20 protein-coding genes are annotated in these 25518 nt (G+C 39.0%); 17 read left to right on the forward strand and 3 right to left on the reverse strand.

The genetic code is table 11. The features are described from left to right. Positions 1 to 61: 61 nt before the first annotated feature. A complete protein-coding gene (gene ytaF, locus BN1068_RS05860; protein ID WP_077601895.1) occupies positions 62 to 694 on the reverse strand; it encodes a sporulation membrane protein YtaF in 633 nt (210 codons plus the stop codon). Positions 695 to 882: 188 nt separating this feature from the next. Between ytaF and BN1068_RS05865 the strand changes: the two genes are divergently transcribed. From BN1068_RS05865 to BN1068_RS05880, 4 genes are all read left to right on the forward strand, one after another. Beyond that, on the forward strand, positions 883 to 3051 hold the full coding sequence (locus BN1068_RS05865; RefSeq protein WP_077601896.1) for a DNA topoisomerase III: 2169 nt from the start codon (positions 883 to 885) through the stop codon (positions 3049 to 3051). A 233-nt stretch (positions 3052 to 3284) separates the two neighbouring features. Further along, on the forward strand, positions 3285 to 4145 hold the full coding sequence (gene glcT / locus BN1068_RS05870) for a glucose PTS transporter transcription antiterminator GlcT (RefSeq protein ID WP_077601897.1): 861 nt from the start codon (positions 3285 to 3287) through the stop codon (positions 4143 to 4145). 1098 nt (positions 4146 to 5243) lie between these two features. After that, complete coding sequence (gene ptsG / locus BN1068_RS05875; RefSeq protein WP_077601898.1) at positions 5244 to 7283, forward strand: glucose-specific PTS transporter subunit IIBC; 2040 nt, start codon at positions 5244 to 5246, stop codon at positions 7281 to 7283. 235 nt (positions 7284 to 7518) lie between these two features. Continuing rightward, the gene (locus tag BN1068_RS05880; RefSeq protein WP_077601899.1) at positions 7519 to 7758 is read left to right on the forward strand and encodes a ferredoxin family protein; all 240 of its coding nucleotides are present in this window, start codon (positions 7519 to 7521) and stop codon (positions 7756 to 7758) included. 90 nt (positions 7759 to 7848) lie between these two features. Here the strand turns inward: BN1068_RS05880 and BN1068_RS23565 are convergent, their stop codons facing one another. Continuing rightward, positions 7849 to 7995 carry a hypothetical protein gene (locus BN1068_RS23565; RefSeq protein WP_175637090.1) on the reverse strand — a complete coding sequence of 49 codons (147 nt, stop codon included), beginning with the start codon at positions 7993 to 7995 and terminating at the stop codon, positions 7849 to 7851. Between the two features lie 135 nt (positions 7996 to 8130). Then, positions 8131 to 9900, reverse strand: coding sequence for a glycoside hydrolase family 13 protein (locus BN1068_RS05885; RefSeq protein WP_077601900.1), 1770 nt, complete (start codon positions 9898 to 9900; stop codon positions 8131 to 8133). A gap of 259 nt (positions 9901 to 10159) precedes the next feature. Here BN1068_RS05885 and BN1068_RS05890 point away from each other — a divergent pair, with 259 nt between their 5' ends. The 13 genes from BN1068_RS05890 to BN1068_RS05950 all read left to right on the forward strand — a co-directional run bounded on the left by BN1068_RS05890 (position 10160) and on the right by BN1068_RS05950 (position 25382). Then, positions 10160 to 11428 carry a sugar ABC transporter substrate-binding protein gene (locus BN1068_RS05890; protein WP_077601901.1) on the forward strand — a complete coding sequence of 423 codons (1269 nt, stop codon included), beginning with the start codon at positions 10160 to 10162 and terminating at the stop codon, positions 11426 to 11428. Between the two features lie 111 nt (positions 11429 to 11539). Beyond that, positions 11540 to 12847, forward strand: coding sequence for a sugar ABC transporter permease (locus BN1068_RS05895; protein ID WP_077601902.1), 1308 nt, complete (start codon positions 11540 to 11542; stop codon positions 12845 to 12847). Next, positions 12847 to 13686 (forward strand): sugar ABC transporter permease, encoded by an 840-nt coding sequence (locus tag BN1068_RS05900; protein WP_077601903.1) that lies wholly within the window; start codon positions 12847 to 12849, stop codon positions 13684 to 13686. The genes BN1068_RS05895 and BN1068_RS05900 overlap by 1 nt, the downstream gene beginning before the upstream one ends. Before the next feature lie 591 nt (positions 13687 to 14277). Continuing rightward, a complete protein-coding gene (locus tag BN1068_RS05905; RefSeq protein ID WP_077602202.1) occupies positions 14278 to 15297 on the forward strand; it encodes a LacI family DNA-binding transcriptional regulator in 1020 nt (339 codons plus the stop codon). Positions 15298 to 15506: 209 nt separating this feature from the next. Then, positions 15507 to 16214, forward strand: coding sequence for a ThuA domain-containing protein (locus BN1068_RS05910; protein WP_077601904.1), 708 nt, complete (start codon positions 15507 to 15509; stop codon positions 16212 to 16214). 25 nt (positions 16215 to 16239) lie between these two features. Next, a complete protein-coding gene (locus BN1068_RS05915) occupies positions 16240 to 17268 on the forward strand; it encodes a Gfo/Idh/MocA family protein (protein WP_077601905.1) in 1029 nt (342 codons plus the stop codon). Positions 17269 to 17271: 3 nt separating this feature from the next. After that, positions 17272 to 18309 (forward strand): Gfo/Idh/MocA family protein, encoded by a 1038-nt coding sequence (locus tag BN1068_RS05920; RefSeq protein WP_368483272.1) that lies wholly within the window; start codon positions 17272 to 17274, stop codon positions 18307 to 18309. A 10-nt stretch (positions 18310 to 18319) separates the two neighbouring features. Then, positions 18320 to 19288 carry a sugar phosphate isomerase/epimerase family protein gene (locus tag BN1068_RS05925; protein WP_077601906.1) on the forward strand — a complete coding sequence of 323 codons (969 nt, stop codon included), beginning with the start codon at positions 18320 to 18322 and terminating at the stop codon, positions 19286 to 19288. A 78-nt stretch (positions 19289 to 19366) separates the two neighbouring features. Continuing rightward, positions 19367 to 21022 carry a glycoside hydrolase family 13 protein gene (locus tag BN1068_RS05930; protein ID WP_077601907.1) on the forward strand — a complete coding sequence of 552 codons (1656 nt, stop codon included), beginning with the start codon at positions 19367 to 19369 and terminating at the stop codon, positions 21020 to 21022. Between the two features lie 162 nt (positions 21023 to 21184). Next, a complete protein-coding gene (gene motA / locus BN1068_RS05935; RefSeq protein ID WP_077601908.1) occupies positions 21185 to 21970 on the forward strand; it encodes a flagellar motor stator protein MotA in 786 nt (261 codons plus the stop codon). Further along, positions 21963 to 22775 (forward strand): flagellar motor protein MotB, encoded by an 813-nt coding sequence (gene motB / locus BN1068_RS05940; RefSeq protein WP_077601909.1) that lies wholly within the window; start codon positions 21963 to 21965, stop codon positions 22773 to 22775. Before motA ends, motB begins: the two co-directional genes overlap by 8 nt. A gap of 27 nt (positions 22776 to 22802) precedes the next feature. Further along, on the forward strand, positions 22803 to 24887 hold the full coding sequence (locus BN1068_RS05945) for a chemotaxis protein CheA (RefSeq protein WP_077601910.1): 2085 nt from the start codon (positions 22803 to 22805) through the stop codon (positions 24885 to 24887). 30 nt (positions 24888 to 24917) lie between these two features. Then, the gene (locus BN1068_RS05950; RefSeq protein WP_077601911.1) at positions 24918 to 25382 is read left to right on the forward strand and encodes a chemotaxis protein CheW; all 465 of its coding nucleotides are present in this window, start codon (positions 24918 to 24920) and stop codon (positions 25380 to 25382) included. Positions 25383 to 25518: the final 136 nt, after the last annotated feature.

The following is a 25518-nucleotide window of genomic DNA, read 5'->3' on the forward strand; positions in this document are numbered from 1 at the left end:
GCGGTGATTTTGTCTGTTTCCAGGGTTGATTCACAGCGCAGAAACAAATTTGAAATGAAGTCTAAACGCTGAATACATTCCAGCATCCCAAGGCAATAAGAAAAACAGACGGTAAAAAGGATAGGCGCTGTAAGGCAGGTATTTTCCATAAATAACTTCCAAACATAATCCCGCTGTATAAAAAGATTCCACTCATGCAGGCTGTTAATAAAGCTGTGGTGAAAGGAGAGTATCCAAGCATGGCAGCTCCAATACCGGCTCCAAATGCATCAAGTGCTAAAGCAAATCCTAACAGAATGGATTCATTAAGTGAGATAATACCAGACTTATCTAAATCGGCTTCTTTTGGACGGCTGAGCACTGTTCTCACATTTTCTAATTTAACATTGGATGAGAACTGCTCTTTATTTTCTGCTGCTTCCGTTTCTCTTGAACGGAACATAGAAATAAGGGAGAAGAAGCCTAAAAAAATAAGAATGCCGCCTCCAAGCATACTTGCTCCTTGAGGAGAGATAAAGGAGCGCAAGAAATCGCCGACCTCCATTGACAGATAGACAATCATTCCTGAGCAGAACATAATAACTAATAAAGAGAGTAAAGGAACTTTAATTTTCCGCATACCATAGGTTATTCCTACACTGAATCCATCCAGACTTACTGCAATAACGAGTAAAAGCATACCTGTATATATCATATAAAACATCCTTTTTCTAATAAGTACAAGTAAAAGCTTCCAAGAATAGCATGAAGCCATGTCGTTTCCATAATTTTTGTGTACGATATTCTATGTTTTCGGGTACAATGTGTGCCTTTGATGAACGTATTGTAAGGAAATATGTTAAAGTAGTAACAGAATAGAAACCGATAAAAAGAGGGATATAAATGAGTAAGACAGTAGTATTAGCAGAAAAGCCATCTGTAGGTAAAGATATAGCAAGAGTCCTTGGTTGTAATAAAAAAGGAAATGGATATCAGGAAGGGACAAAATACATTGTAACCTGGGCGTTAGGACATTTAGTTACCCTAGCAGATCCGGAAGCCTATGATGCAAAATATAAAACATGGAATATGGAAGATTTACCAATGCTTCCCGATCATTTGAAATTAGTGGTGATGAAGAAGACAGGAAAGCAATTCCAAACCGTAAAACAGCAGTTATCACGTCAAGATGTAAGTAATATTGTTATTGCTACAGATGCTGGAAGAGAAGGAGAGCTTGTAGCCAGATGGATTTTGGAAAAAGCTCATGTCAAGAAGCCGGTTCAGCGTCTGTGGATCAGCTCTGTTACAGATAAGGCAATTAAAGACGGCTTTCGAAACTTAAAGCCCGGAAATCAATATTGGAATCTGTATCAATCAGCTGTAGCGCGTTCGGAAGCAGACTGGTATGTCGGATTAAATGCAACAAGAGCTTTAACAACAAAGCATAACGCTTCTTTATCCAGCGGCCGTGTACAGACACCGACACTTGAAATGATTGCCATGCGCGAACAGGAAATTAATCAATTTAAGCCAAAGACATACTACCAGCTACAGGGAAAAACAAAAGGCGGATTTGTAGTAACCTGGAAGGATAAAAAGAACCAATCCCGCATTTTCTCAAAAGAAGCAGTGGATAAATTAAAAGCAAAAGTATCCAAAGAAAAAGCAACTGTTTCGCATGTGGATAAAAAGCATAAGAAAAAACATGCACCGACATTATATGATTTAACTGATTTACAGAGGGACGCCAACCGGATTTATCAATTTTCCGCAAAGCAGACATTATCTGTTTTGCAGAAATTATATGAACAGCATAAGCTTGTCACATACCCAAGAACGGATTCGAGGCATTTATCTGCGGATATGGTGTCTACATTAAAGGAACGTGTAAAAGCCTGTGGGGCAGATGAATATGCGAAAGCAGCGGGTAAAATTTTAAGAGAAGATTTACGAATCAGTAAAGCTATTGTCGATAACAGTAAAGTAACCGATCACCATGCAATTATCCCTACGGAAGAGCCGGTGGATTACAGCGCATTGTCTAATCAGGAGCGGAAAATTTACCAGCTGATTGTCCAGCGCTTTTTAGGAGCCCTTTCCAAGCCGTATGAATATGAGCAAACGAGCATTATCGTAGAAGCAGCAGGGGAGACCTTTGAAGCAAAGGGAAATAGAATTGTTGCTTTAGGCTGGAAGGAAATTTACCAGCATCAGGCAGACGATGAAGAAGAAATTCGTTCCAGTGTTCCTCAAGTTACGAAAGGGGAAGAAATGGCTCTTACTTATACAATTAAGGAAGGTCAGACAACACCTCCGGAACGCTTTACAGAAGGCAGTCTCCTGCAGGCAATGGAAAACCCGACGAAGTATATGGAAACGAAAAAACAAGAGCTTGTAAAAACAATGAAGCAGACTGGCGGGATTGGAACAGTTGCCACCCGTGCAGATATTATTGAAAAGCTGTTCAATAATCAATACATGGAGCTGAAGGGGAAATATATTTATCTGACATCGACAGGAAGACAGCTGTTGGAATTAGCACCTGAAAAGCTCCGCTCTCCAATCTTAACAGCCGAGTGGGAACAAAAATTAGGGCAAATTGCTGATGGCAAGCTAAAGAAAGAAGCCTTCTTAAAAGAAATCAAAACGTATACCAAACAGGCCGTTCAAGAAATAAAAGCAAGTGAGGAAAAGTTCAAGCATGATAATATGACTGGGACAAAATGCCCGAAATGTGGTAAACTGATGCTGGAAGTTAAAAACAAGCATGGAAGAAGACTGGTATGTCAGGATCGCAGCTGCGGCGGTAAAAAGAATATCGCAAAATATACCAATGCACGCTGTCCTAATTGCCATAAAAGACTGGAACTCCGTGGAGAGGGAGAAGGTCAAATGTTTACATGCTCCTGTGGTCATCGTGAAAAACTTTCTACCTTCCAGGCAAGAAAAGAGAAGGAAAAGAATCAGAAGGTGTCTAAAAAAGATGTCAATAAGTATATGAAAAAGCAGGATGACTTTAAAAATAATGCACTCGCAGATGCACTGGCGAAGTTAAAAGATCGCTCCTAATTCAATAGAATGGTAAAGTCCCCACGATAAAAAAATGGGGACTTTTTCATCCGATGAAACGAAGAAAAAGGATATAAAAAGTGAGTTTTTAAGTAGGTATCTGCTGAGGTCAGAAGTATATCATCTCAATACCAGCAGACCTTATTCCCTAAAAAAATCCATAATTTGCAGTTTGATTGAAGTGATATATAATAGGAAGAAGAGAGAGTTAATACGTAGAGGGGATGATTGATATGGATGCCTTTTCTGTAATCAAATCACTCAATAACAATGTTCTTATTGCTGAAGATACTGATCAAAATGAAGTCATCCTTATCGGGAAGGGCATCGGATTTGCTAAAAAGAAGTATGATCTTATTGAATCCCAAACCGTAGAAAAACTGTTTGTTCTCCGGAATAAAACAGAACAGGAAAATTATAAAAAAATCATCCACAATATTGATGAAAAAACATTGCAGAGCATTGTGGATTCTATAGATATAATCAAAAAACGTGTCAATACATTTACGGATGAACATGCACTTGTTGCATTGACAGATCATATTATTTTTGCAATTGCCCGTTTGCAGAAAGGGTTAGAAATTCGTAATCCTTTTTTGTCAGAGACAAAGGTGCTTTATCCATTTGAATATGAAATTGCGTCCGAAATTGTAGAATATATGAACCAATTTTTGCCTGTCCATTTGCCAGAGGGAGAGATTGGATTTATTGCATTGCATATTCATAGTGCCATGGAGGGAACAGCATTAAATGACATTAACCGGTATTCACAGCTTGTATCTAATTTAATCCAGATTATTGAAGACCAGCTCTCTATAACATTAGATAAAGACGGCATGGATTATGCCCGCTTTGTCAGGCATCTCCGGTATACAATAGAGCGTGTTTTAATTGAGGATGAGGTAGAGGAGCCGAAAAAAATGGCAGCCTTATTGAAAGAAGAATATCCAGTATTCTATAATTTATCCTGGAAGCTGATTAAAATTATGCAGCATGCCTTAAAGAAACCAATCTTTGATGCGGAATCGGTCTATTTGACAATTCATTTGCAGCGTTTATATGAGAGTATTCAATTAAAAGCAAAGACGAAATAATTATTAAGTTAACTTTTGCACCCTAAAAAGTAACTTTCTTATCATAGTGATAGGCGTTGATCGTTCCTTCCTTCCATCTATCTATTGACAGAGCACAGAAAGAAGGTAACATGTAAGGCCACCGCTGCGGAGGACCGTTTTGCTTTCCTAGGGGCACGCTCTTCAGCTAACTTTTGCCAAGAAGAACGCTTGGCAAAAGTGGATCTTCAGATGGTGCTGATCCCTTAGGAGTCAAAACGGTCCTCCTCCGCTAGAAAGGGTTCTATACAGGTTGAAACAGCTGACTAAATAAAAGTTAAATCAGATAAAACATTTTTCCTGATTCACGATAAAATATTCTTTATTCTCTATTTATGAAAGCAATTCCCAATATTTACTATCCATGCTGAATCATCATTTAAATTGCCAAATCAACCATTTGAAATGTTAAAATGATCTTTTCATCAAGCAAAAGGCAATGATTTCATCCACTCCATCAGGATATGGTTTCTTTCATTCACTGAAGAAACCTAACTGAGCGCAGACCAACCACGGAGACTCCTATGGGAACAGGGCGAGCTGAAGATCCACTTGAAAAGCGGTTTTCTTTTCAAGTTAGCTGAAGCCGTCCCCATGGAAAGCGTAGTGGTTGGTCGGAGCGGCGCTATACACAATCTCCATTTCCATAGAATGATGATTTAACAAATTGCAATCAGGATAATGAAGAACATGTTCATCCTGAAATGGTAAGGTATAGATGCTTATTCTCAGGTGCGAAAGTTGAGTTATTAAGTTCTTATAAGGGATGTTCAAAAAGTCCAATAAAAATAACACGGCTGGGTAATGACGTTTTACTAAAACCTCTTTTTTCGCGTGACTATGCAGAAACCGCCGCATCCTGAGAAAGCCGTTCGTAAAAACATGTCACCTTGATCTTCAAGACCTCATTCGAACTCTTTTGAACATGCACTTATATGTGTGGCTGATTCGATCAGGCATAAGTAGAAATACTTAGATAGTGAGAGGTACAGTATTTTAGTATCTATATGCGCTATCCTGGTATTTTTACTTATGTCTTTTTTTATTGCAGTGTCAGATTAAAAGGAAGGAGGGATTTATATGTTCAAAAAAGCGTTTGGAATTCTTCAAATGGTTGGTAAGGCACTTATGCTGCCGGTAGCTCTTTTGCCGGCAGCAGGTCTTATGCTTGGATTTGGAAATGCCGCTCAACAGGATACCATGCTTGGATATCTTCCGTTTCTTAAAGCGGACTGGATTCAATTAACTGCAACAGTAATGGAAGATGCCGGTGGAGTTATTTTTGATAATCTGCCGCTTATATTTGCAATTGGTGTTGCGATAGGACTGGCAAGTGACGGAGCTGCCGGGCTTGCTGCACTGATAGGTTACCTGGTTATGAATCAGGTAATGGGTTCGTTTATGCAGGTAACTCCGGAAATGATTACGGAAGATCCTGGTTTTGCAAGTGTACTTGGGATAGGAACCCTGCAGACAGGGGTATTTGGCGGGATTATCGCCGGTTTAATAGCCGCCTATTGTTTTAATCGGTTCCATAATATAGAAATGCCATCGTTCTTAGGCTTTTTTGCAGGGAAGCGCTTTGTTCCGATTGCGACAGCAGCTGTTTCTTTCCTTGCCGGAATTTTATTAATGTTTATTTGGCCGACGATTCAAAATGTCATGAACAGTGCTTCCTATTGGCTGATTGAAGAAGGCCCATATATTGCAGTTTTTATGTTTGGTTTTATTAAACGCCTGTTAATACCATTTGGGCTGCATCATATTTTTCATTCGCCCTTCTGGTATGAATTTGGTACATATACGAACCTTGCCGGTGAAATGATTCGCGGGGATATGACCATTTTCTTTGCGCAATTAAGAGATGGAGTAGAAATTACTGCTGGGAATTTTATGGCAGGGGAATTTCCGATTATGATGTTCGGTTTGCCTGCTGCGGCGCTTGCCATGTATCATACTGCCCGGCCGGAAAGAAAGAAGCTTGTTGCCGGACTGCTTGTTTCAGGAGCATTAACATCCTTCTTAACAGGTATTACAGAGCCGCTTGAGTTCTCATTCCTATTTGTCTCACCTTTATTATTTTTTATTCACGCCGTTTTAGACGGACTATCCTATGTATTGATGACATGGTTCAGTGTCAATGTCGGTTATACCTTCTCTGGAGGAGCCATAGACTTTGTACTTTTCGGAGTATTGCCGAATCAGGAACCATGGTGGATTACAATTATAATTGGGCTTCTATTCGCAGTACTTTATTATTTCTTATTCCGCTTCTTTATTAAGAAGTTTAACCTGATGACACCGGGGCGTGAAGAAACAATTGAAGAGGTAGATAATGATAAAAAAGGAAAACCTGCTGATTTAGCTTATCATGTAGTAGAAGCAATCGGCGGACAAGAAAATATTACCCATCTGGATGCTTGTATTACCCGGTTACGTGTTTCTGTCCATTCAATCAAACAGGTGGACAAGAATAAATTGAAACTGCTTGGTGCCTCGGAAGTACAGGAGGTTGGAAATAATATTCAGGCTATTTTCGGACCGCGTTCAGAAATTATTAAAGGACAGATACAGGATATTATATCTGGCAGGACACCTGGACCTGTGCCTGGAAATCTGGAGCTTTACACTGCGGAAGAAACAAATGAACAAGAACAGCACTCAAGCTTCGTCGAAGATATTGCTTCTCCGCTAAGCGGGAAACTGATTCCGATTACAGAAGTTCCTGATCAATTATTTGCCGGCAGAATGATGGGAGATGGTTTTGCAGTGAAGCCGTTGGATGGTTTAGTGGTCTCTCCAGTAAATGGGAAAGTCACGAATGTTTTTCCTACGAAGCACGCGATTGGCCTGGAATCAGAAACAGGTAAAGAAATCTTGATCCATATTGGGATTAATACAGTGAATCTCAAAGGAGAAGGATTTGAAATTCTTGTAGAAGAAGAGGAGGAAGTGAAAGCAGGACAAGCTTTATTAAAAGCTGACTTAGAGCATATTGGTGAATATGCTAAGTCAACTATCAGCCCAATCATCTTTACAAATCTGGAAACAGGTCAGCAAATTGAGTTGCTGAAAACAGATGTGGACGCTGGAGAGAACGGTATTATTGAAATTAATTAAAGCAGTGAATTTTAATTTTCATTGCTTTATTTTACTATATAGGATAAAAACAGATTGCTGGATAGTTCGATTCCTGTCGGCCAATTCCAGCAGAAAAAACGCAAATCTGCTTAATAAAGCCTCGTTTTTTCACAGAAAATACACATAAATAGAGGTGAAACAGTTTACTTCATTCTGTAAAACCCTTATCATTTAGGATGAATCATGTTAATCATGTAAGGAGGGTTTTCTTTCCATGGCTTTTGTTATTCTTGATCCATGCAGAGGTGAAAAAGCGGGAGAATGCGTCAGTGTTTGTCCTGTTGATTGTATAGAAGAAGGCATCAAGCAATTTTATATTGATCCTGATATTTGCATTGATTGCGGCGCGTGCAAAGCAGTTTGTCCAGTGTCTGCAATTGAAGAGGAGTACGATTTGACTCCAGATCAAGAGAAGTATTTAGAAGAAGCAGAAGAATTTTTTGCAAACAGGTAAATACTTCTCTTGAGAGTCTCTCCAAAGAAACAGCCCGTCTTTAACAGTAGACGGGCTGTTTCTATAGATCATACCTAAAGCTCTCAACACTTATTCATCTTCCGAAGTCTCCGGTACTTCCTCAGCAAGTCTGCTGGCAATCCAGCGCTCAGCTGTTTCCTCATCAATTTCATATTCCTTCCCGGCACGTAATAAATCACCGTGATAGGCAGTTTGAACATTCATTTTTACTTTCATAAGGATACTCCTTTTATTAGATCGTTTTCTCCTATGATATCATATTGAAAATATTATTTGCTTATTTGCTGTTGTGATTAAAATGAAAATCCAGTGAAGGAAGCTTTAATAGCTGTCTTCCTTCACTGGAAAAGTTTACTTACTGGAAGTTCTCTGCTTTATAATGACAAAATCATTGGCAGGAAGCTCAAAATCTAATTTATCTTCTTTGGTTTTTAGTTCTTTTTGATTCCATAAATCGGAAACATGATCTGTAGAAGCACAGTTCAATGATATCCTCGTTGACTGATCTGATGCATTCATAAAAAAGTGAACCGAAGTATCTTTGACAGTCCTTACAAAGTGAAAATAATCATTTTCGTTATCCGGATCGATAATAGACAGCTTTCCTTGTGTAAATGCTTCTTCACTAAGCCGCAATTGAATAAACTGTTTAACAAAGTTTTTCAGATCGGTATTTTGATCCTCCTCACCCCAGACCATGCATTTTCTGCACTCAGGATCTTCTCCTCCTGTCATGCCAATCTCGTCTCCATAATACACACAAGGTGTACCAGGGAAAGAAAATAATAGAGTATATAATAGACGAACTTTTTTAATATCCTCGCCACATTCAGTCAGAACTCTTGGTGTATCGTGACTGCCGAGCAGGTTGAAGGCTACTTCATTACTGTTTTCTGTATAAGATGCATAGGATTTGGATAAACGGTTAGCAAATTGAAGGGTATCAATTTTTTCTTTTGCTATATAATCCAGTCCCGCTAACGTGAGCGGATAATTCATAACTGCATCAAACTGGTCTCCTTCCAGCCAAGGGAGCGCATCATGCCATATTTCGCCAAGAATATATAAGTCTGGTTTTATTGATTTAACTCTTTTACGAAATGCTTTCCAAAAAGAATGATCTACTTCATTTGCTACATCCAGACGCCAGCCGTCAATATCAAATTCTTCAATCCAATAGGCGGCTACATCTAAGAAATAAGAGCGTACTTCCGGATTCTCTGTGTTTAGTTTCGGCATAGATTCCACATACCCGAATGTATCATAATTAGGCGGGTAGACATCCTTTACTGGAAATTCATGCAGATGGAACCAGTCTTTATATTTGGACTTCTCCTGATTTTTCAGGACATCCTGGAAAGGACCGAAATATAGGCCGCTATGATTAAACACAGCATCCAGCATCACACGAATTCCTCTTTGATGACAGGCGTCAACAAGCTTTTTAAATGTTTCCTTGTCTCCGAACTGCGGATCAATTTCCATATAGTCAATCGTGTCGTATTTGTGATTGGAGTATGCTTTAAAAATAGGTGTCAGATAAATTCCGTTGATTCCTAAATCTGTTAAGTAATCGAGATTGTTAATAATACCTTCAAAATCCCCGCCGAAAAAGTTGTCTAGGGCAGGTGCTTCACTGGCCCAAGGCAAGACCTTCTTTGGATCATTTTTCTTATTTCCATTCGAAAACCGGTCCGGAAAAATTTGATACCAGACGGTCTCTTTAACCCAAGCGGGCGCTCCAAAAATATCAATAGGGTTGATAAACGGAAAACAGAAATAGTAGGAAATATCATCTGTTTCTATTTGGGAATAGAATCCTTTTTCTGTAAAAATCAATGTATCTTTGCCGTCGCTTATTTCAAAACCATATCGCAGGCGGCGTGTTGGTACATCGAGTTCAATAAACCAGTAATCAAACAAATCATCTGAAGCCGAAATTGACATTGGCTTTTTCTTATAAGACCATTTTTTCTTTTTCCAATCATAGGGATCGCCATAAATCAAATTTACTTTTTTTGCATCCTTTTTCTTCGTCTTTAACCGGATATGCAGTGTTTCTTCTTTGTAAGCATAAGCAAAATTTCCTTTTGGTCTGTGGTGTATCGCTTCTTTTAACATGGAATTCCTCCTTAAAAATAAACAACCCCTGTTTTCCGATTAAGAAAACAGGGGTTGTTGTTATAACAAAGCATTGCCCTCAAATTGTATGTGGAACTTAGTAATTAAATCTATTATTTGCAGAATTGCATTAATAAGTCAAGAGGAAAAATAAAAGAATGAAACCCCTTGCAAAAATAGATTAAATAGATTAGAATGATTTTTGTAGATGTTGCGCAAACGTTTGCGCAACTAAAAAATACTAAGAGGAGTTGGGGAAATGAAAGGGAAAGTTCGTTTCTTGGCGTTAATTTCTTTACTATTTATTCTGGTTTTAGGAGCATGTGCACCTGATAGAGAAGAACCAGGAGAGGAAAGTACTGGCGGTGAATCTGAAAAGCCGGAAGAATTAGTGATTTGGATGAATGATCAGGATGAACAGATGGATGCAATTAATGAAATTGTGGAGAAATACGAAGAACAAGAAGGTATTTCAGTCAAAGTGGAAGGACGACCAATGGTTGATCAATTACAGCAATTATCATTAGCTGGACCTGAAGGAAATGGTCCGGATTTATTCTATCAGCCTCATGACCAGATTGGAAATATTGTTGCGCAAGGATTAGCGGAACCCCTAGATGTTACTGATGATGAATTAAATAGATATGTAGATGCAGCAGTAGATGCTGTTACTTACACTTATGATGATGAAACAAATATATATGGATTACCTGCAGTTATTGAAACATATGGACTTTTTTATAACAAAAGTATTGTTGATGAAGCACCGGAAACAATGGAAGATGTTTTAGAATTACTGGAGGATCATACAGATGCTTCTAATGATGAATATGGATTTTTAATGCGGCCGAATGATTTTTATTTCTCTTACCCGTTCCTGGTTAATTATGGCGGATATATATTTGGAGGAGAAGTTGGAGACTATGACGTTACGGATGTTGGTTTAGCAAATGATGGTGCGATTGAAGGCGGAGAATTTTATCAAGAGTTTTTTGGTTCTGGTAAAATCCCGGCTGCTACAACTGCAGACGTAATCGACGGCTTGTTCACAGAAGGTAAAATAGGAGCAGTTATTAATGGACCATGGAGTATTCCTGTTTATGAAAGCGCTTTGGGAGATGATTTAGCCTTTGCACCTTTCCCACAAATTAATGGCGAACCAAGCTCTACATTTGTAGGCGTTAAATCTTGGATGGTATCTTATTACTCAGAAAATAAAGATTGGGCTCAGGATTTAGCTATGTTTATTACAAATGAAGAGAATCAGCAGACGTATTATGATATTGCCGGAGAGCTTCCTCCAAATGAAGAGGCTTTAAATAATATTGAAGAGCCGATGTATGCTGCCTTTGCTGAGCAAATTCAATTTGGCGTTCCAATGCCGAGTTCTCCTGAAATGGCCCAAGTCTGGGAGCCGATGCAAAATGCATTACAGTTCTTAACTGAAGGTGAAGATGCCAAAGAAGTGTTAGAAGAAGCTGTGGATCAGATTAACACAAACATACAAGCTGGCGGCGGAGGAAATTAATTAAATTGAGGAGTCTATCTCCTCTTTTTAATTTACTGATTCTTAAGGGAGCAGGCTATTAAAAATAATTTTGATTATGTCATATACAGTTAAGTTAAAGGAGGGGTAAGATTGACTACTCCAAAAAAACAGCCAAAAAAGAAGTATCATAAACATAACCCGAATACTGCCACCATTTTGTCCATTTTATTTGCCGGATTAGGTCAGTTATATAACCGTAGATATTTAAAAGGAAGTATATTTATTTTTATTGAAGGAGCATTCCTTCTGGCTTTTCTAGATGCGTTAAATTTTGGGCTTTGGGGGTTGCGTACATTAGGGACCATTCCAGGAACGGATCACTCTATAAGATTACTCGTACTCGGTGTATTATCCTTAATTGTTTCGGTAATAGCAATCACATTGTATGTATTTAATGTACTTGATGCAAGAAAACAAGCAAAAAAAATAAAAAAAGGATGGGTGCCTTTAAGTTTTAAACAGGTGATTAAAGAGGCATATGATTATTCATTTCCTTATATAATTACGTTTCCTGGCCTATTCTTAATGATCTTTGTCGTTATTTTTCCATTGCTGTTTTCTCTGTTATTAGCATTTACAAATTATGATTTATATCATTCTCCTCCCCGTAATTTAGTAGATTGGGTAGGGTTGGATAATTTTAAAAGTTTATTTACAGTGCCTATTTGGCAGGAGACATTTCTTAGTGTATTTGTTTGGACAATTGTCTGGACAGTAGTAGCAACAACATTACAGATTGCTCTTGGTTTCTTTCTCGCAGTCCTGGTGAATGATGAAAGGGTGAGATTCAAAAAATTAATCAGAACAATTTTGATTTTACCTTGGGCTGTTCCGGCATTTGTAACTATTCTGGTATTTGCAGCAATGTTTAATGATGATTTTGGAGCGATTAACAGAGATATTATCATACCTTTATTCGGAGGGGATGGGATATCGTGGTTAAGTGATCCGCTCTATAGCCGTATAGCAATTATTATGATACAAACATGGCTTGGATTTCCTTTTATCTTTGCATTGTTTACCGGAATATTGCAAAGTATCTCAAAAGATTGGTATGAAGCTGCTGACATGGACGGGGCATCACGGATTCAAAAGTTTAAAAGTATTACATTCCCCCATGTGATGTTTGCAACAGCACCATTACTAATCATGCAGTACGCTTCAAACTTTAATAATTTTAATGTCATTTATCTATTTAATGAAGGCGGCCCCGCAGTCCGTGGGCAGAATGCCGGCGGTACAGATATTCTGATCTCCTGGGTATATAAATTGACATTCGATACAAATAACTATTCGATGGCAGCTGTTATTTCAATCATCATGGGACTAATTGTATCTGGCTTTGCATTTTACCAATTCCGAAAAACAAGATCCTTTAAAGAAGAAGGTGAAATTTAATGAGCTCGAAAACGAAATCAAAATTAGAAGTAGCAGCGATTTATCTAATACTGGCAATTGTTTCCGTCATTATTTTTTATCCGCTGCTTTGGACAATAGGTATGTCACTTAATCAGGGGACAAGTTTATATTCTTCCAGTATTATTCCGGATAATTTTTCATTGGAACATTATAAATGGCTGTTCAGTCCGCAAAGTGATTATTTATTATGGTATAAAAACTCATTGATTGTTGCTTTTGCAAATGCCATTGGAAGTGTAGTACTGACAGCATTTGTTGCTTATGCCTTTTCAAGATTTAAATTTGTAGGACGTAAGAATGGATTGTATATCTTTTTACTTTTACAAATGTTTCCTGTAATGATGGCGATGGTTGCCTTATACATCTTCTTAAATATGATTGGGTTATTAGATTCGTTAACAGGTTTAATATTGATTTATTTAGGTGGTCAAATTCCATTTAACGCCTGGCTGGTAAAAGGATATTTTGACACGATTCCAAAAGAGCTGGATGAGGCTGCTAAGATCGATGGAGCCGGTCCTATCAGGATTTTTTGGAGTGTTCTTCTTCCACTGGCAAAACCTATTCTGGCAGTAGTTGCTCTATTTAATTTTATGGCACCATTATTTGATTTTCTGCTTCCGTCCATTGTTATTTCAAGTGAGGAAAATTATACTTTGGCTTTGGGACTATACAATTTTATAAATGATCAGTTTGCAAATAATTTTACTAGATTTGCAGCAGGTTCTGTATTAATTGCTGTGCCAATTGCAACCATTTATTTATTCCTGCAAAGGTACTTAATTTCCGGTTTAGCGTCGGGTGGTACAAAAGGTTAAAATGTTGTATGCTAAATGAAATAGTTCTATAAAACTTGTTATAAAGTCCTATAAGAGGATGTTCAAAAAGTCCCCAAATGATAAGCGGTGAATCTCTGCGTTGACGTATTTTTTCCGATGGGACTGGGACTGCGATTACTCGCCCCATCGAAGGGCTTTTGCGATTACTCGCCCCACCAAGAGCGTTACTCACGTATTATAAAGCATAGAGGAACTTCTGTTAAGAGCGTCCACGTCCTGGGACTGCGATTACTCGTCCCATCGAAAACATTTATGGACAACACAGAAGTCATCACGTCCTGTGAAAGTCCGTTCGTAAAAACCACGTCGCCTTGATCTTCTTGCTTCTAATTTAGAAACTTTTTGAACACGCACTATAAAACAAAGATATAAGAGACAGAGAATTTTTCCGTTATTACTTATTTTCTGTATGGTAAGCATTCCTGGGAACTGTGTTGCTTTGCGAGCCTCCATCGAGAGACAATTAATTTTAAGTTTAACAGCTATACAGGCTTCATGGGGATGCTGGCTGGCTCTGTTTCTATGCCATGTTGAAGTATCGTGAATATGCTGACTTAGAGGGTGATGAAAATAGTTACAATCAAAGATATAGCAAAGGTAACCGGTTTTTCTCCATCTACAGTATCCCGGGTAATTGCTAACAACTCGAGGATAAGTGAAGAGACGAAACAAAAAGTTAGAGCAGCAATGGAAGAATTAGGATATCACCCTAATCTGACTGCCAGGAATTTAGTTGTGCAGTCAACGAAAACAATTGGCGTGATTATGCCGTCTTCAGCGGATAAGTCTTTGCAGAATCCATTTTTTACGGAGGTCTTAAGAGGGATAGGATCTTATTTTCATCAGGAGCAATTTTCGATGCTTCTTTCGTCCGGGCAAACAGAGGAAGAAAAATTTAAAGAAATCGAAAGAATGGTCCTGGGTAAGTATGTTGACGGGATAATTTTACTTTATTCACGACTGAATGATTCCGTAGTGGATTTTTTAAAGGAAAAGAAATTCCCTTTTGTTATGGTAGGAAAACCCTCAGAATATAAAGATGAAATAGTTCATGTAGACAATGATAATATAAAAGCGGGGAAAGACATTACTGAGCATTTGCTGGAAAATGGACATAAACGGATTTCATTTATTGGAGGAGCCGCAGATCTGGTTGTAACCATCGACCGGCAAAAAGGCTATGAAACAGCATTAAAAGAAGCCGGCATTCCTGTATCAGAAGAGTATATCATCCATACAGAGTTTCTAAAGTCCGGGGGAAGGGAAGCTGTTGAACAAATTTTAGAACTTAAAGTAACGCCGGATGCAATTGTTGTAAGCGATGACTTAATCAGTGTAGGGGTTATCAGTATGCTGGAGGAATATGGGCTGAAGGTTCCCGAACATATATCTTTAGTCAGCTTTAATAATATTTATTTCTCAGAAATTATACATCCTGCACTTACAACAGTGGATATCCAGATCTTTCGCCTGGGTGTAGAATCAGCAAAAGCAATTATTCAAATATGTACGAATCAGGTGCTAAATGAAAAGCGGATTATTATTCCTCATTGTATCGCATACCGGAATTCCGTTAAAGTAATGAAATAAAAAATTGCTGGTATCCTGTTATCAGCAAGGGTACAGTATTATAATTATCAGAAGAAGCACAGAAGAACAAATTTATAAAGATGTTGAACGAATGAAATCATGTTTATGGGCATTGAATCAAGAGAGTCTCATAGAAAATTAACCGAAGATAACAGTCCTGTTATCGATGTCACGATAGAATAAAAGAAATCAAATAAGGAGTGTCCGCAATGAATATCGTAGTATGGAATGAAAATCGTCATGAAAAAACAAATGAAACAGTTGCTTCTATTTATCCGGAGGGGATTCATGGAGCTATTGCCGGCTTTTTAACGGAAGCGGGGCATGATGTGACTACAGCGACATTAGATGAGCCGGAGCATGGATTGCCGGAGGATTTATTAGAGAAAACAGACGTGCTGCTCTGGTGGGGGCATATGGCGCACGATGAAGTACAGGATGCCATCGTGGAAAGAGTGAAAAAGCGTGTGTTAGATGGCATGGGTTTAATTGTTCTTCACTCAGGACATTTCTCGAAAATCTTTAAATCTCTTATGGGGACAGGCTGCGATTTGAAATGGCGTGAATCGGATGATACAGAACGTGTTTGGAATGTAGATCCATCCCATCCAATTGCCAAAGGAATCGGTGAGTATTTTGAAATTGAAAAAGAAGAAATGTATGGGGAGCATTTTGATATACCGGCACCGGATGAATTGATTTTTGTCAGCTGGTTTACCGGCGGGGAAGTTTTCCGCAGTGGGGCGACGTTTAAACGCGGCAGAGGGAAAATATTCTATTTCCGCCCTGGTCATGAAACCTATCCAACCTATCATCAGGCAGAGGTTCAACAGGTAATTAAAAATGCTGTCGAATGGGCTGAAAATCAAAACACGCCGAAGCATACATACGGTAATTTCCAGCCGATTGAAAAATAAAACGACGTAGAAAGGAAGATAAGAGATGAGGATAAAAGTAGCAGTAATCGGATGCGGAAGTATTGCAACACATCGGCATCTGCCGGAGTACGCAGCGAATGAGAACGTCGAAATTACAGCTGTTTGCGACGTTGTTGGCGAACGGGCCAGGGAAGCAGCAGTAAAATATCAGGCTAAGGCTTATACAGATTATAAAACACTGTTGAAAGAAGAGCGTATTGATGCTGTCAGTGTTTGTCTGCCAAACTACTTACATGCACCTGTCAGCATTGATGCGCTGAACGCCGGTATGCATGTACTTTGTGAAAAACCGATGGCAACTTCTATAGAAGAGGCAGATAAAATGATTGAAGCGGCGGAACGAAACGGGAAGAAATTAATGATTGGTCATAATCAGCGGTTTGTTGCTTCTCATCGAAAAGCCAAAGAACTGATTGAATCCGGAGCGATTGGGAACGTTTACAGCTTCCGTACCGCATTTGGTCATGGCGGTCCAGAAGGCTGGAGTGCTGACGGGAAAGAAAGCTGGTTCTTTAAAAAAGACGAAGCATTTATTGGAGCAATGGGCGATTTAGGCGTACATAAAGCAGATTTAGTCCGTTATTTATTACAGGATGAGTTTGTAGAAGTAGGGGCATTTGTGGAGACAAGTGCAAAAGAAAATACAGATGTCGATGATAACGCCACACTGATTCTTAAATCAGCAAAGGGCACAATTGGGACGCTGGCAGCAAGCTGGGCATACACGGCAAAAGAGGATAACTCGACGGTTATTTATGGAGAAAAAGCAATACTGCGTTTGGAGGATGACCCCGCCTATTCACTGGTGGTTCAATATGCAAATGGTGAAACAGTAAAGTACGAGCTCGGTGCAATTCAGTCTAATGATGAAGGCGGTCAGACAACAACCCATGTTATTAATCATTTTGTTGACTCGATTCAAACCGATACTGCTCCATTAATTGATGGAGAAGAAGGAAAGAAGTCACTTGCTATTATTTTGGGTGCTTTAGAATCTGTGAAAACGAAAAGAATTTATTCGCTGGAGAAGTGATTCATGATGAAACGATTGAAAATGGGACTGATTGGTGCAGGAGGAATAGCGGAGAACCGTCATATTCCAGCCTATCAGTCATTAAGAGAATATGTAGAAATAACTGGGATACAGGATGTTAACCTTGTCCGGGCCAGAGAAGTAGCAGAAAAATATGCCATTCCGCATGTGTATGAAGACTATGTAGAGATGTTAAAGTATGTTGATGCCGTAACGATTTGTACACCAAATAAATTTCACGAATCAATAGCAGTTGCAGCTTTGAACCAGGGCGTTCATGTTTTATGTGAGAAACCGATGGCGCTGAATGCAGCTGAAGGAAAACGGATGGTAGATGCTGCAGAAAAAAATAACCGTATCTTAATGATTGGCTACCATTATCGATTTATGGATGCCGTTGTTTTGGCTAAGCAGTCCATGGCCGGAGTAGGGGGTCCTATTGTTACGCGTGTACAGGCTTTACGTCAAAGAAAGGTTCCGGGCTGGGGTGTATTTATCAATAAGCAGCTTCAGGGCGGAGGGAGTTTAATTGATTGGGGCTGCCATTTACTAGATACAGCTCTTTGGCTTGTTTCTCCTTCCAAACCAGTCGAAGTAAATGCACAGACCTATCAGCGTCTAAGCAAGCAGCCGAATCAGGTTAATGATTGGGGAAGCTATGACCATGAAGCCATTGACGTCGATGATCATGTGAGCGCTTATATACGTTTTGATGATCAAAGCACGTTATTATTTGAGTGTTCCTGGGCGGCAAATATAAAAGAAGATCAGACGCATATCTCGATATCGGGAGAAAATGGTGGATTAAGTGTATTTCCTTATGAATTCTATCAGTCTAAGTATAATCGAATGATGGAAACGCATACGAATACAACACAGGATCAACAGCAAGCCGGTCTTTTGCAGGCGAAAAACTTTATTGATGCCTGCTTAGGCAGAGATCAATTAAAAAGCAGCCCGCAGGATGCGCTGAAAGTAACCAGGGTAATGGATGCAATCTATGAGAGCAGTGAGCGGGGAAAAAGTATTTTTATAAACTAGGAGGCTAATAATGAAACTGGGTGTATTTACTGTTTTATTTGCTGAGAAAAAGTTGGAAGAGATGCTGGATTATGTAAAAGACGCCGGATTAGATGCTGTGGAAATCGGGACAGGGGGAAACCCGGGAACCGCACACTGTCAAATTGATGAACTGCTGGAAAACAGCGAGAAACGAAAGGAATTCAAGGATAAAATTGAGTCCCGCGGGTTAACGATTAGTGCATTCAGCTGCCATGATAATCCTGTTTCGCCGAATAAAGCACATGCTAAAGCAAGTCATGACGCTTTTGTAAAGACTGTTCGGCTGGCGGAAATGCTGGATGTTCCTGTTGTAAATACATTTTCCGGAACGCCGGGATCGAATGAAGATTCCAAATATCCTAATTGGCCGGTGACTCCATGGCCGACGGAGTACTCCGATATTTTAAAATGGCAATGGGAAGAAAAACTGATTCCATATTGGAGGGAGCAGGGGCAATTTGCAGAAGATCATGGCGTAAAGATTGGACTGGAGCTGCATGCCGGTTTCCTTGTTCATACACCATATACGATGTTGAAACTTCGTGAAGCAACAAATAATGCTATCGGGGCAAACCTTGATCCGAGTCACTTATGGTGGCAGGGAATTGATCCGGTTGCGGCTATTAAAATTTTAGGAAAAGCCGGAGCTATTCATCATTTTCATGCCAAGGACACATATATTGATCAGGATAATGTTAACATGTACGGCTTAACCGACATGCAGCCTTATGGGGAGGTCCAGACCCGGGCCTGGACATTTCGTTCGGTAGGGTACGGTCATAGCATTCAGGAATGGTCCAACATTGTGAGCGCACTCAGAACGTATGGCTATGATTATGTTATCAGCATCGAGCATGAAGACCCGATTATGTCAATTCAGGAAGGCTTTCAAGCAGCTGTGAAAAATTTAAAACAGGTAAATATAACAGAAGCACCAGCCACAATGTGGTGGGCTTAAGATAAATTGAACTGGATTATATGCTCTGGTAAGAAGAGTATATTTCCAGTTCCGTTATTTAAGAAGGGAAGTCGGCATATGAAAAAAATATGGTGGAAAGAAGCAACAGCCTATCAAATTTATCCCAGAAGCTTTATGGATTCTAACGGGGACGGAATTGGCGATATACAAGGTATTATTTCTAAACTGGATTATTTAAAGGATTTAGGGATCGATGTTATCTGGATCAGCCCTGTCTATCAATCTCCTAATGATGATAATGGCTATGATATTAGTGATTATCAGGCGATTGCAGAAGAATTTGGAACAATGGCAGACTTCGATGAGCTGCTTGAAAAAGTACATCAAAAGGGTATGCGTCTGATTATGGATCTGGTTATCAATCATACTTCTGATGAGCACCCCTGGTTTGTTGAGTCCAAGTCATCTAAAGACAACCCATACCGAGATTATTATATTTGGCATCCCGGAAAGAAAAACGGGGAAGTGCCGAACAATTGGGAGTCTATTTTTGGGGGGTCAGCATGGAAATATGATGAACAGACAAAAGAATATTTTATGCATATTTTTTCTGAAAAACAGCCGGATTTAAACTGGGAAAATGAAGCAGTACGCAAAGATTTATATATAATGGTAAACTGGTGGCTGGATAAAGGAATCGACGGCTTTCGTGTCGATGCAATCTCGCATATAAAGAAGAAGCCCGGGTTTCCTGATTTACCGAACCCGAAAAAGAAAAAATATGTTCCTTCTTTTAAAGGACATATGAATCGGGACGGTATTCATGAATTTCTGCAGGAATTTAAAAAAGCAACGCTGGATCATTATGATATTATGGCTGTTGGAGAAGCTAATGGTGTGAAACTGGCACAGGCAGATGACTGGGTTGGTGAAAAGCATGGTGTATTTGATATGATTTTTCAATTTGATCATCTTAATCTTTGGGGACGAGAAACAGGGGAAGGGCTTGATTTAGAAGAACTGAAGGATGTATTTACCACCTGGCAGAAGGGACTGGAGAAAGTCGGATGGAATGCGTTGTTTTTAGAAAATCATGATCAGCCTCGCTCTGTATCTAGCTGGGGAGATCCGGAGAATTATCATGCGGCTTCAGCAAAAGCTTTTGCTGTACTATACTTTATGATGCAGGGGACGCCGTTTATTTATCAAGGACAGGAAATTGGAATGACGAATGCCCCATTTGAATCAATCGAGGAATATGATGCCGTTGATGCGAAGAATTTTTATAAGGAGCAGCTGGAAAAAGGAGTTCCGGAAGAAGGAATATTAGCGGCATTAGCGAAGACGAGCCGGGACCATTCACGTACACCAATGCAGTGGAATGGTAAAGCGAATGCCGGTTTTACAACAGGAACACCCTGGATGAAAGTGAATCCAAATTATCCATCCATCAATGTCGAAAACCAGCAAAATCATGCCGATTCTATTCTGAACTTCTATAAACTGCTGATTGCATTACGGAAGCAGGAGCAGGGGCTCATTTACGGGAATTACGATCTTGTGATAAAGGATCATCCAGGTGTATATGCTTATATGCGGACATATCAAGAAAATAAGTGGCTCATCCTGGTAAATGTTTTTGGAAAAGAAACGGAATATGAATTACCGGAAAAATTAAAGGATAAATCATTAAAATTACTGATTAATAATTATGAAGAAGCTACACTGGGAAAACTCAAACCTTATCAAGCTGTTATTTATCAGATTATTTGACAAAAACAGGCTCGTGCAGATTGCACAGCCTGTTTTTCTTATCTGGAATAATCATTTGTAAAATACTTGTCGATTAATGCGAAATTTACCTTGCAGGGACTTCATAATTTATGAATTTTACCGATATTAAAAGTAGGTACAATGGAAAACGGGAGGATACATATGGATAAAACATCAGTCATAGGTTTAATATTAGGACTAATTGCTGTCGGGGTCGGAATGGTATTAAAAGGTGCACAATTAAGTGCATTGCTGGAGCCTGCAGCATTTCTCATCATTCTGCTTGGGACAGTGGCAGCAGTTACAATTGCTTTTCCGGGAAGTGTTTTAAAAAAAGTTCCGGCATTATTTAAAAAATTATTTTTTGAAGAGAAACAAACCGATTCTAAAGAGCTTATTGCTTTATTTATGGATTGGGCAGACCAAACTCGTAAAGAGGGTCTGCTTTCTTTAGAAAATCAAATGAGTGAAGTGAATGATCCCTTTCTTTCATCGGGCCTGCAATTAGCAATTGACGGGCAATCACCCGATTTTATTAAGGATGTCATGATTGAAAAAATAGAAGCAATGGAGCAGCGGCATGAGGAAGGTGCTGCTATTTTCACGCAGGCAGGTACATATGCTCCGACACTGGGAGTACTTGGTGCTGTAATCGGATTGATTGCAGCGCTGTCTGATATGTCTGATATTGATGCTTTGGGACATGCTATTTCTGCAGCGTTTGTAGCCACATTGTTAGGGATTTTTACAGGCTACGTGCTGTGGCATCCATTTGCGAATAAACTGCGTGAAAAGTCAAAACGGGAAATAATGCAAAAAGAATTAATTGTGGAAGGCGTTTTGTCCATTACCACAGGCGATTCCAGATTAATTGTACAGGAGAAATTAGGATCCTTACTTTCATCTAAAGAGTTAGCAGAATTGCAGAAGAGGGATAGCGATGGCTAGGAGAAGGAAAAAGAAAAAGCAATCGCATATAAATGAGTCCTGGCTGCTTCCTTATTCTGATTTATTAACATTGTTAGTAGCGTTATTTATTGTATTGTTCGCTTCAAGTGATATCAACGTCGAAAAATATTTCCAGCTTGCCAACGTTTTTCGTGATGAATTATCTGCTGGATCAGGTAAAGGTCTCTTAGATTATGATTCCGAACCAATTCCTCCAAGTGTGAAAGAAGGCCGGGATGATGGCGATTATATGGAAGAAGGCGAGGATGACGAGGAAGGATTGAGTGAAGAGGATATAGAAGGTCAGCAGGAGCTTCTTAAGCTGCAGGGGATTCAAAGAGAAATCAATGATTATATTGAAGAAGCTGGTCTTACAGAACAGTTTGGTACCGAGCTGACCGGAGAGGGTCTGCTTATTACGATGCGCAATGATATTCTGTTCGATTCGGGTAGTGCGGTGGTAAAGACGGGGGGAAGGCAAGTTGCAGAGGATGTTTCTCAAATCCTGTATACAGAACCTCCTCATCAGGTAGTTATCAGTGGTCACGCCGATGATGTTCCTATTCATAACGCAGACTATGATTCAAACTGGCAGCTCAGCGTGAGCAGGGCTATGAATTTTATGCAGATTATACTTGAAAATAACAACCTGGATCCGACTATGTTCAGCGTGAAAGGACATGGGGAATTTGACCCGGCTTATCCAAATGATACAAAGGAAAACAGGGCAAGAAATCGGCGCGTAGAGGTATTGGTTTTACCGAATTATGAGATTAATGTACCGGAGGAAACAGGAGAACAATAGAATGTAGATAGAATAGAGGGGAATCATATGGATACGCAACAATATTTAGATATTTTCTTAGATGAAAGCCAGGAACATTTACAATCAATCAATGATTTTTTATTGAAATTGGAAGAAGACTCTTCTAATTTGGAGTATGTACATGAGATATTCCGCTCCGCACATACGCTAAAAGGAATGGCTGCAACAATGGGGTATGAGGATATTGCCTCGCTCACACATAAAATGGAAAATGTACTGGATCTGATTCGCAATGAGGAATTAGTAACGAATACCAAAATAATAGATACTTTATTTATTGCCATTGATGATTTGGAAGATATGGTCGATTCTATTCGAAATGGCGGAGATGGAAAAAAAGATGTCAGCGAGCATGTCAAAAAGCTGGAAGCGATTGAAAAAGGAGAGGAGATTTCAGAATCTGCTGCAGCTGTTGCAGTTGAGGAATCTTCAAATACAGTCAATCATTTCAAGACTTCTGATTTAGATGAATTTCAGCTTACTGTTGTTCAGCAGGCGAAAGAACAAGGAATGGTTCCTTATGATTTAGCAGTTACTTTTGAAGCAGCCTGTATTTTAAAAGGCGCCAGAGCATTTATGGTTTTTGAAGTGTTAGAGAATTTGGGAGAAATTATCCGGACTTCTCCAACTGTTGAAGAGATTGAAGAAGGGGCATTTGATTCTGGGTTTACTTTATTATTTCTGACCGACCAGGAGCCTGAAAGATTGATTGAAGCGGTCAAAAATATCTCAGAAGTTGAAGCTGTTGAAGCACATGTTATTCAGACGGACGGGGGATCTGCTGATAATCAGAATCAAGCAGAGAATATACAGGCAGATACTGTACCAGTCGATGAAAAAACTGATTTGGCAAAAGTAAAAGAAGCAGCTGCGGAAGTGCCTGAGCCAAACTTAAAAGCACCTCAAAAGAATAATACAGCACAAAATAACGGAAAGAAAACAGCTTCTAAAAATATCCGGGTAAATCTTGATAAAATTGATAATCTCTTAAATTTATTTGAAGAGGTTGTCATTGACCGAAGCCGTTTAGAAGTACTTGTTTCATCTATAGATAATAGTGATTTAAGAGAAACTGTTGAACATTTAAGCAGAGTAAGCTCTGATATGCAATCACTGATTCTTGCAATGCGGATGGTTCCGATAGAACAGGTATTTAACCGTTTCCCAAGAATGATTCGTCAATTATCCAAAGATTTGAATAAAAAAATTGCCCTGGAAATAAAAGGTGCTGAAACAGAAGTCGATCGTACAGTAATCGATGAAATTGGCGACCCGCTTGTCCATTTAATCCGTAACTCATGCGATCATGGAATCGAACATCCGGAAGAACGTATTGCAAATAATAAACCGGAGGAGGGTAAGCTGATTCTGCGTGCTTACCATAGCGGAAATTATGTTTTTGTGGAAATTGAAGATGATGGCGCAGGAATTAATCGTGAAAAAGTATCGCAAAAGGCGATTGAAAATAATATTATTACTCCACAGCAGGCTAAAGAATTAACGGATGATCAGATTGCTGCGTTAATAATGAGCTCCGGCTTCAGTACAGCGGATACTATTTCTGATGTGTCCGGACGTGGTGTAGGATTAGATGTTGTAAAGAATAAAATAGAAGCTTTAGGCGGTAAAATTTCTGTGACAACAGCTTCAGGTAAAGGGAGTATTTTTTCCATCCAGCTTCCGTTGACCCTATCAATTATTACAACAATGCTGGTGCATATACAAAAAGAAACATTTGCAATTCCATTAACTTCCATTTTGGAAACGATTATGCTGCCTAAAGAGAAGATTATGGATGCCCATGGTTCAGATGTTATTGATTATCGAGGTAAAATAATACCTGTCCTTTCTTTAGGAAAGGTGCTTCAAGTTCCTGATTGTGAGACAGAAGCGGATCGTTATCCTACCGTTATTATTAAAAAGGGCGAAAAGCTGATCGGATTGATTGTTGATGAATTAATCGGCCAGCAGGAGGTTGTATTAAAATCTCTTGGAAATTATCTTGGGGAAGTATTTGCTGTATCAGGTGCCACTATTTTAGGCGATGGAGAGGTTGCTCTCATTATTGATCCCAACGCGTTAATTGATTAAATTAAAAAGTCCAAAAAAGGAGCTAAGTCAATGGATACAGATAAACATATCTTATTTAAATTAAAAGATCAGACTTTTGCAGTGCATGTGCAGCAAATTGTTTCAATAGAACGCGAATTATCTTTAACAAAAGTTCCACGTACACCTGATTTTATGATGGGTGTTACAGAAATGCGCGGGATTATGACACCGATGATCGATTTACGTGAAAGATTGAATCTTGGTAGTGTAGAAATAACTGACCAGACCAGAACGCTTGTTGTTCAAGTAGATGATATGCAAATTGGTATGCTGGTTGATCAGGCAACAGAGGTAAAGGATATTCCGGCTTCATTAATAAAACCTGCACCAAAGCTTGTTGGTGAGATAAAAGATACCTTTTTATTAGGGGTAGCTACAATTGACAATGAACTTATTTTATTATTAGATTTAGAGCAGATTATCCAATTTACCGAAAAAAATCAGCTTCAGGAAGTAATGAATGATTTGGATTAATCCATAGTAAAATAAATTTTTAAAGGATAACACTTAATTAGGAAATATCTGATTAAGTGTTTTTCTTTTAGTAAAGCAAGAGTATTTCCTGGGAAATATTATAGAATAATTTGTAGAAATAACTGGTATTTTAACG

Source organism: Oceanobacillus sojae (genome assembly GCF_900162665.1).
Taxonomy (GTDB): Bacteria; Bacillota; Bacilli; order Bacillales; family Amphibacillaceae; genus Oceanobacillus; species Oceanobacillus sojae_A.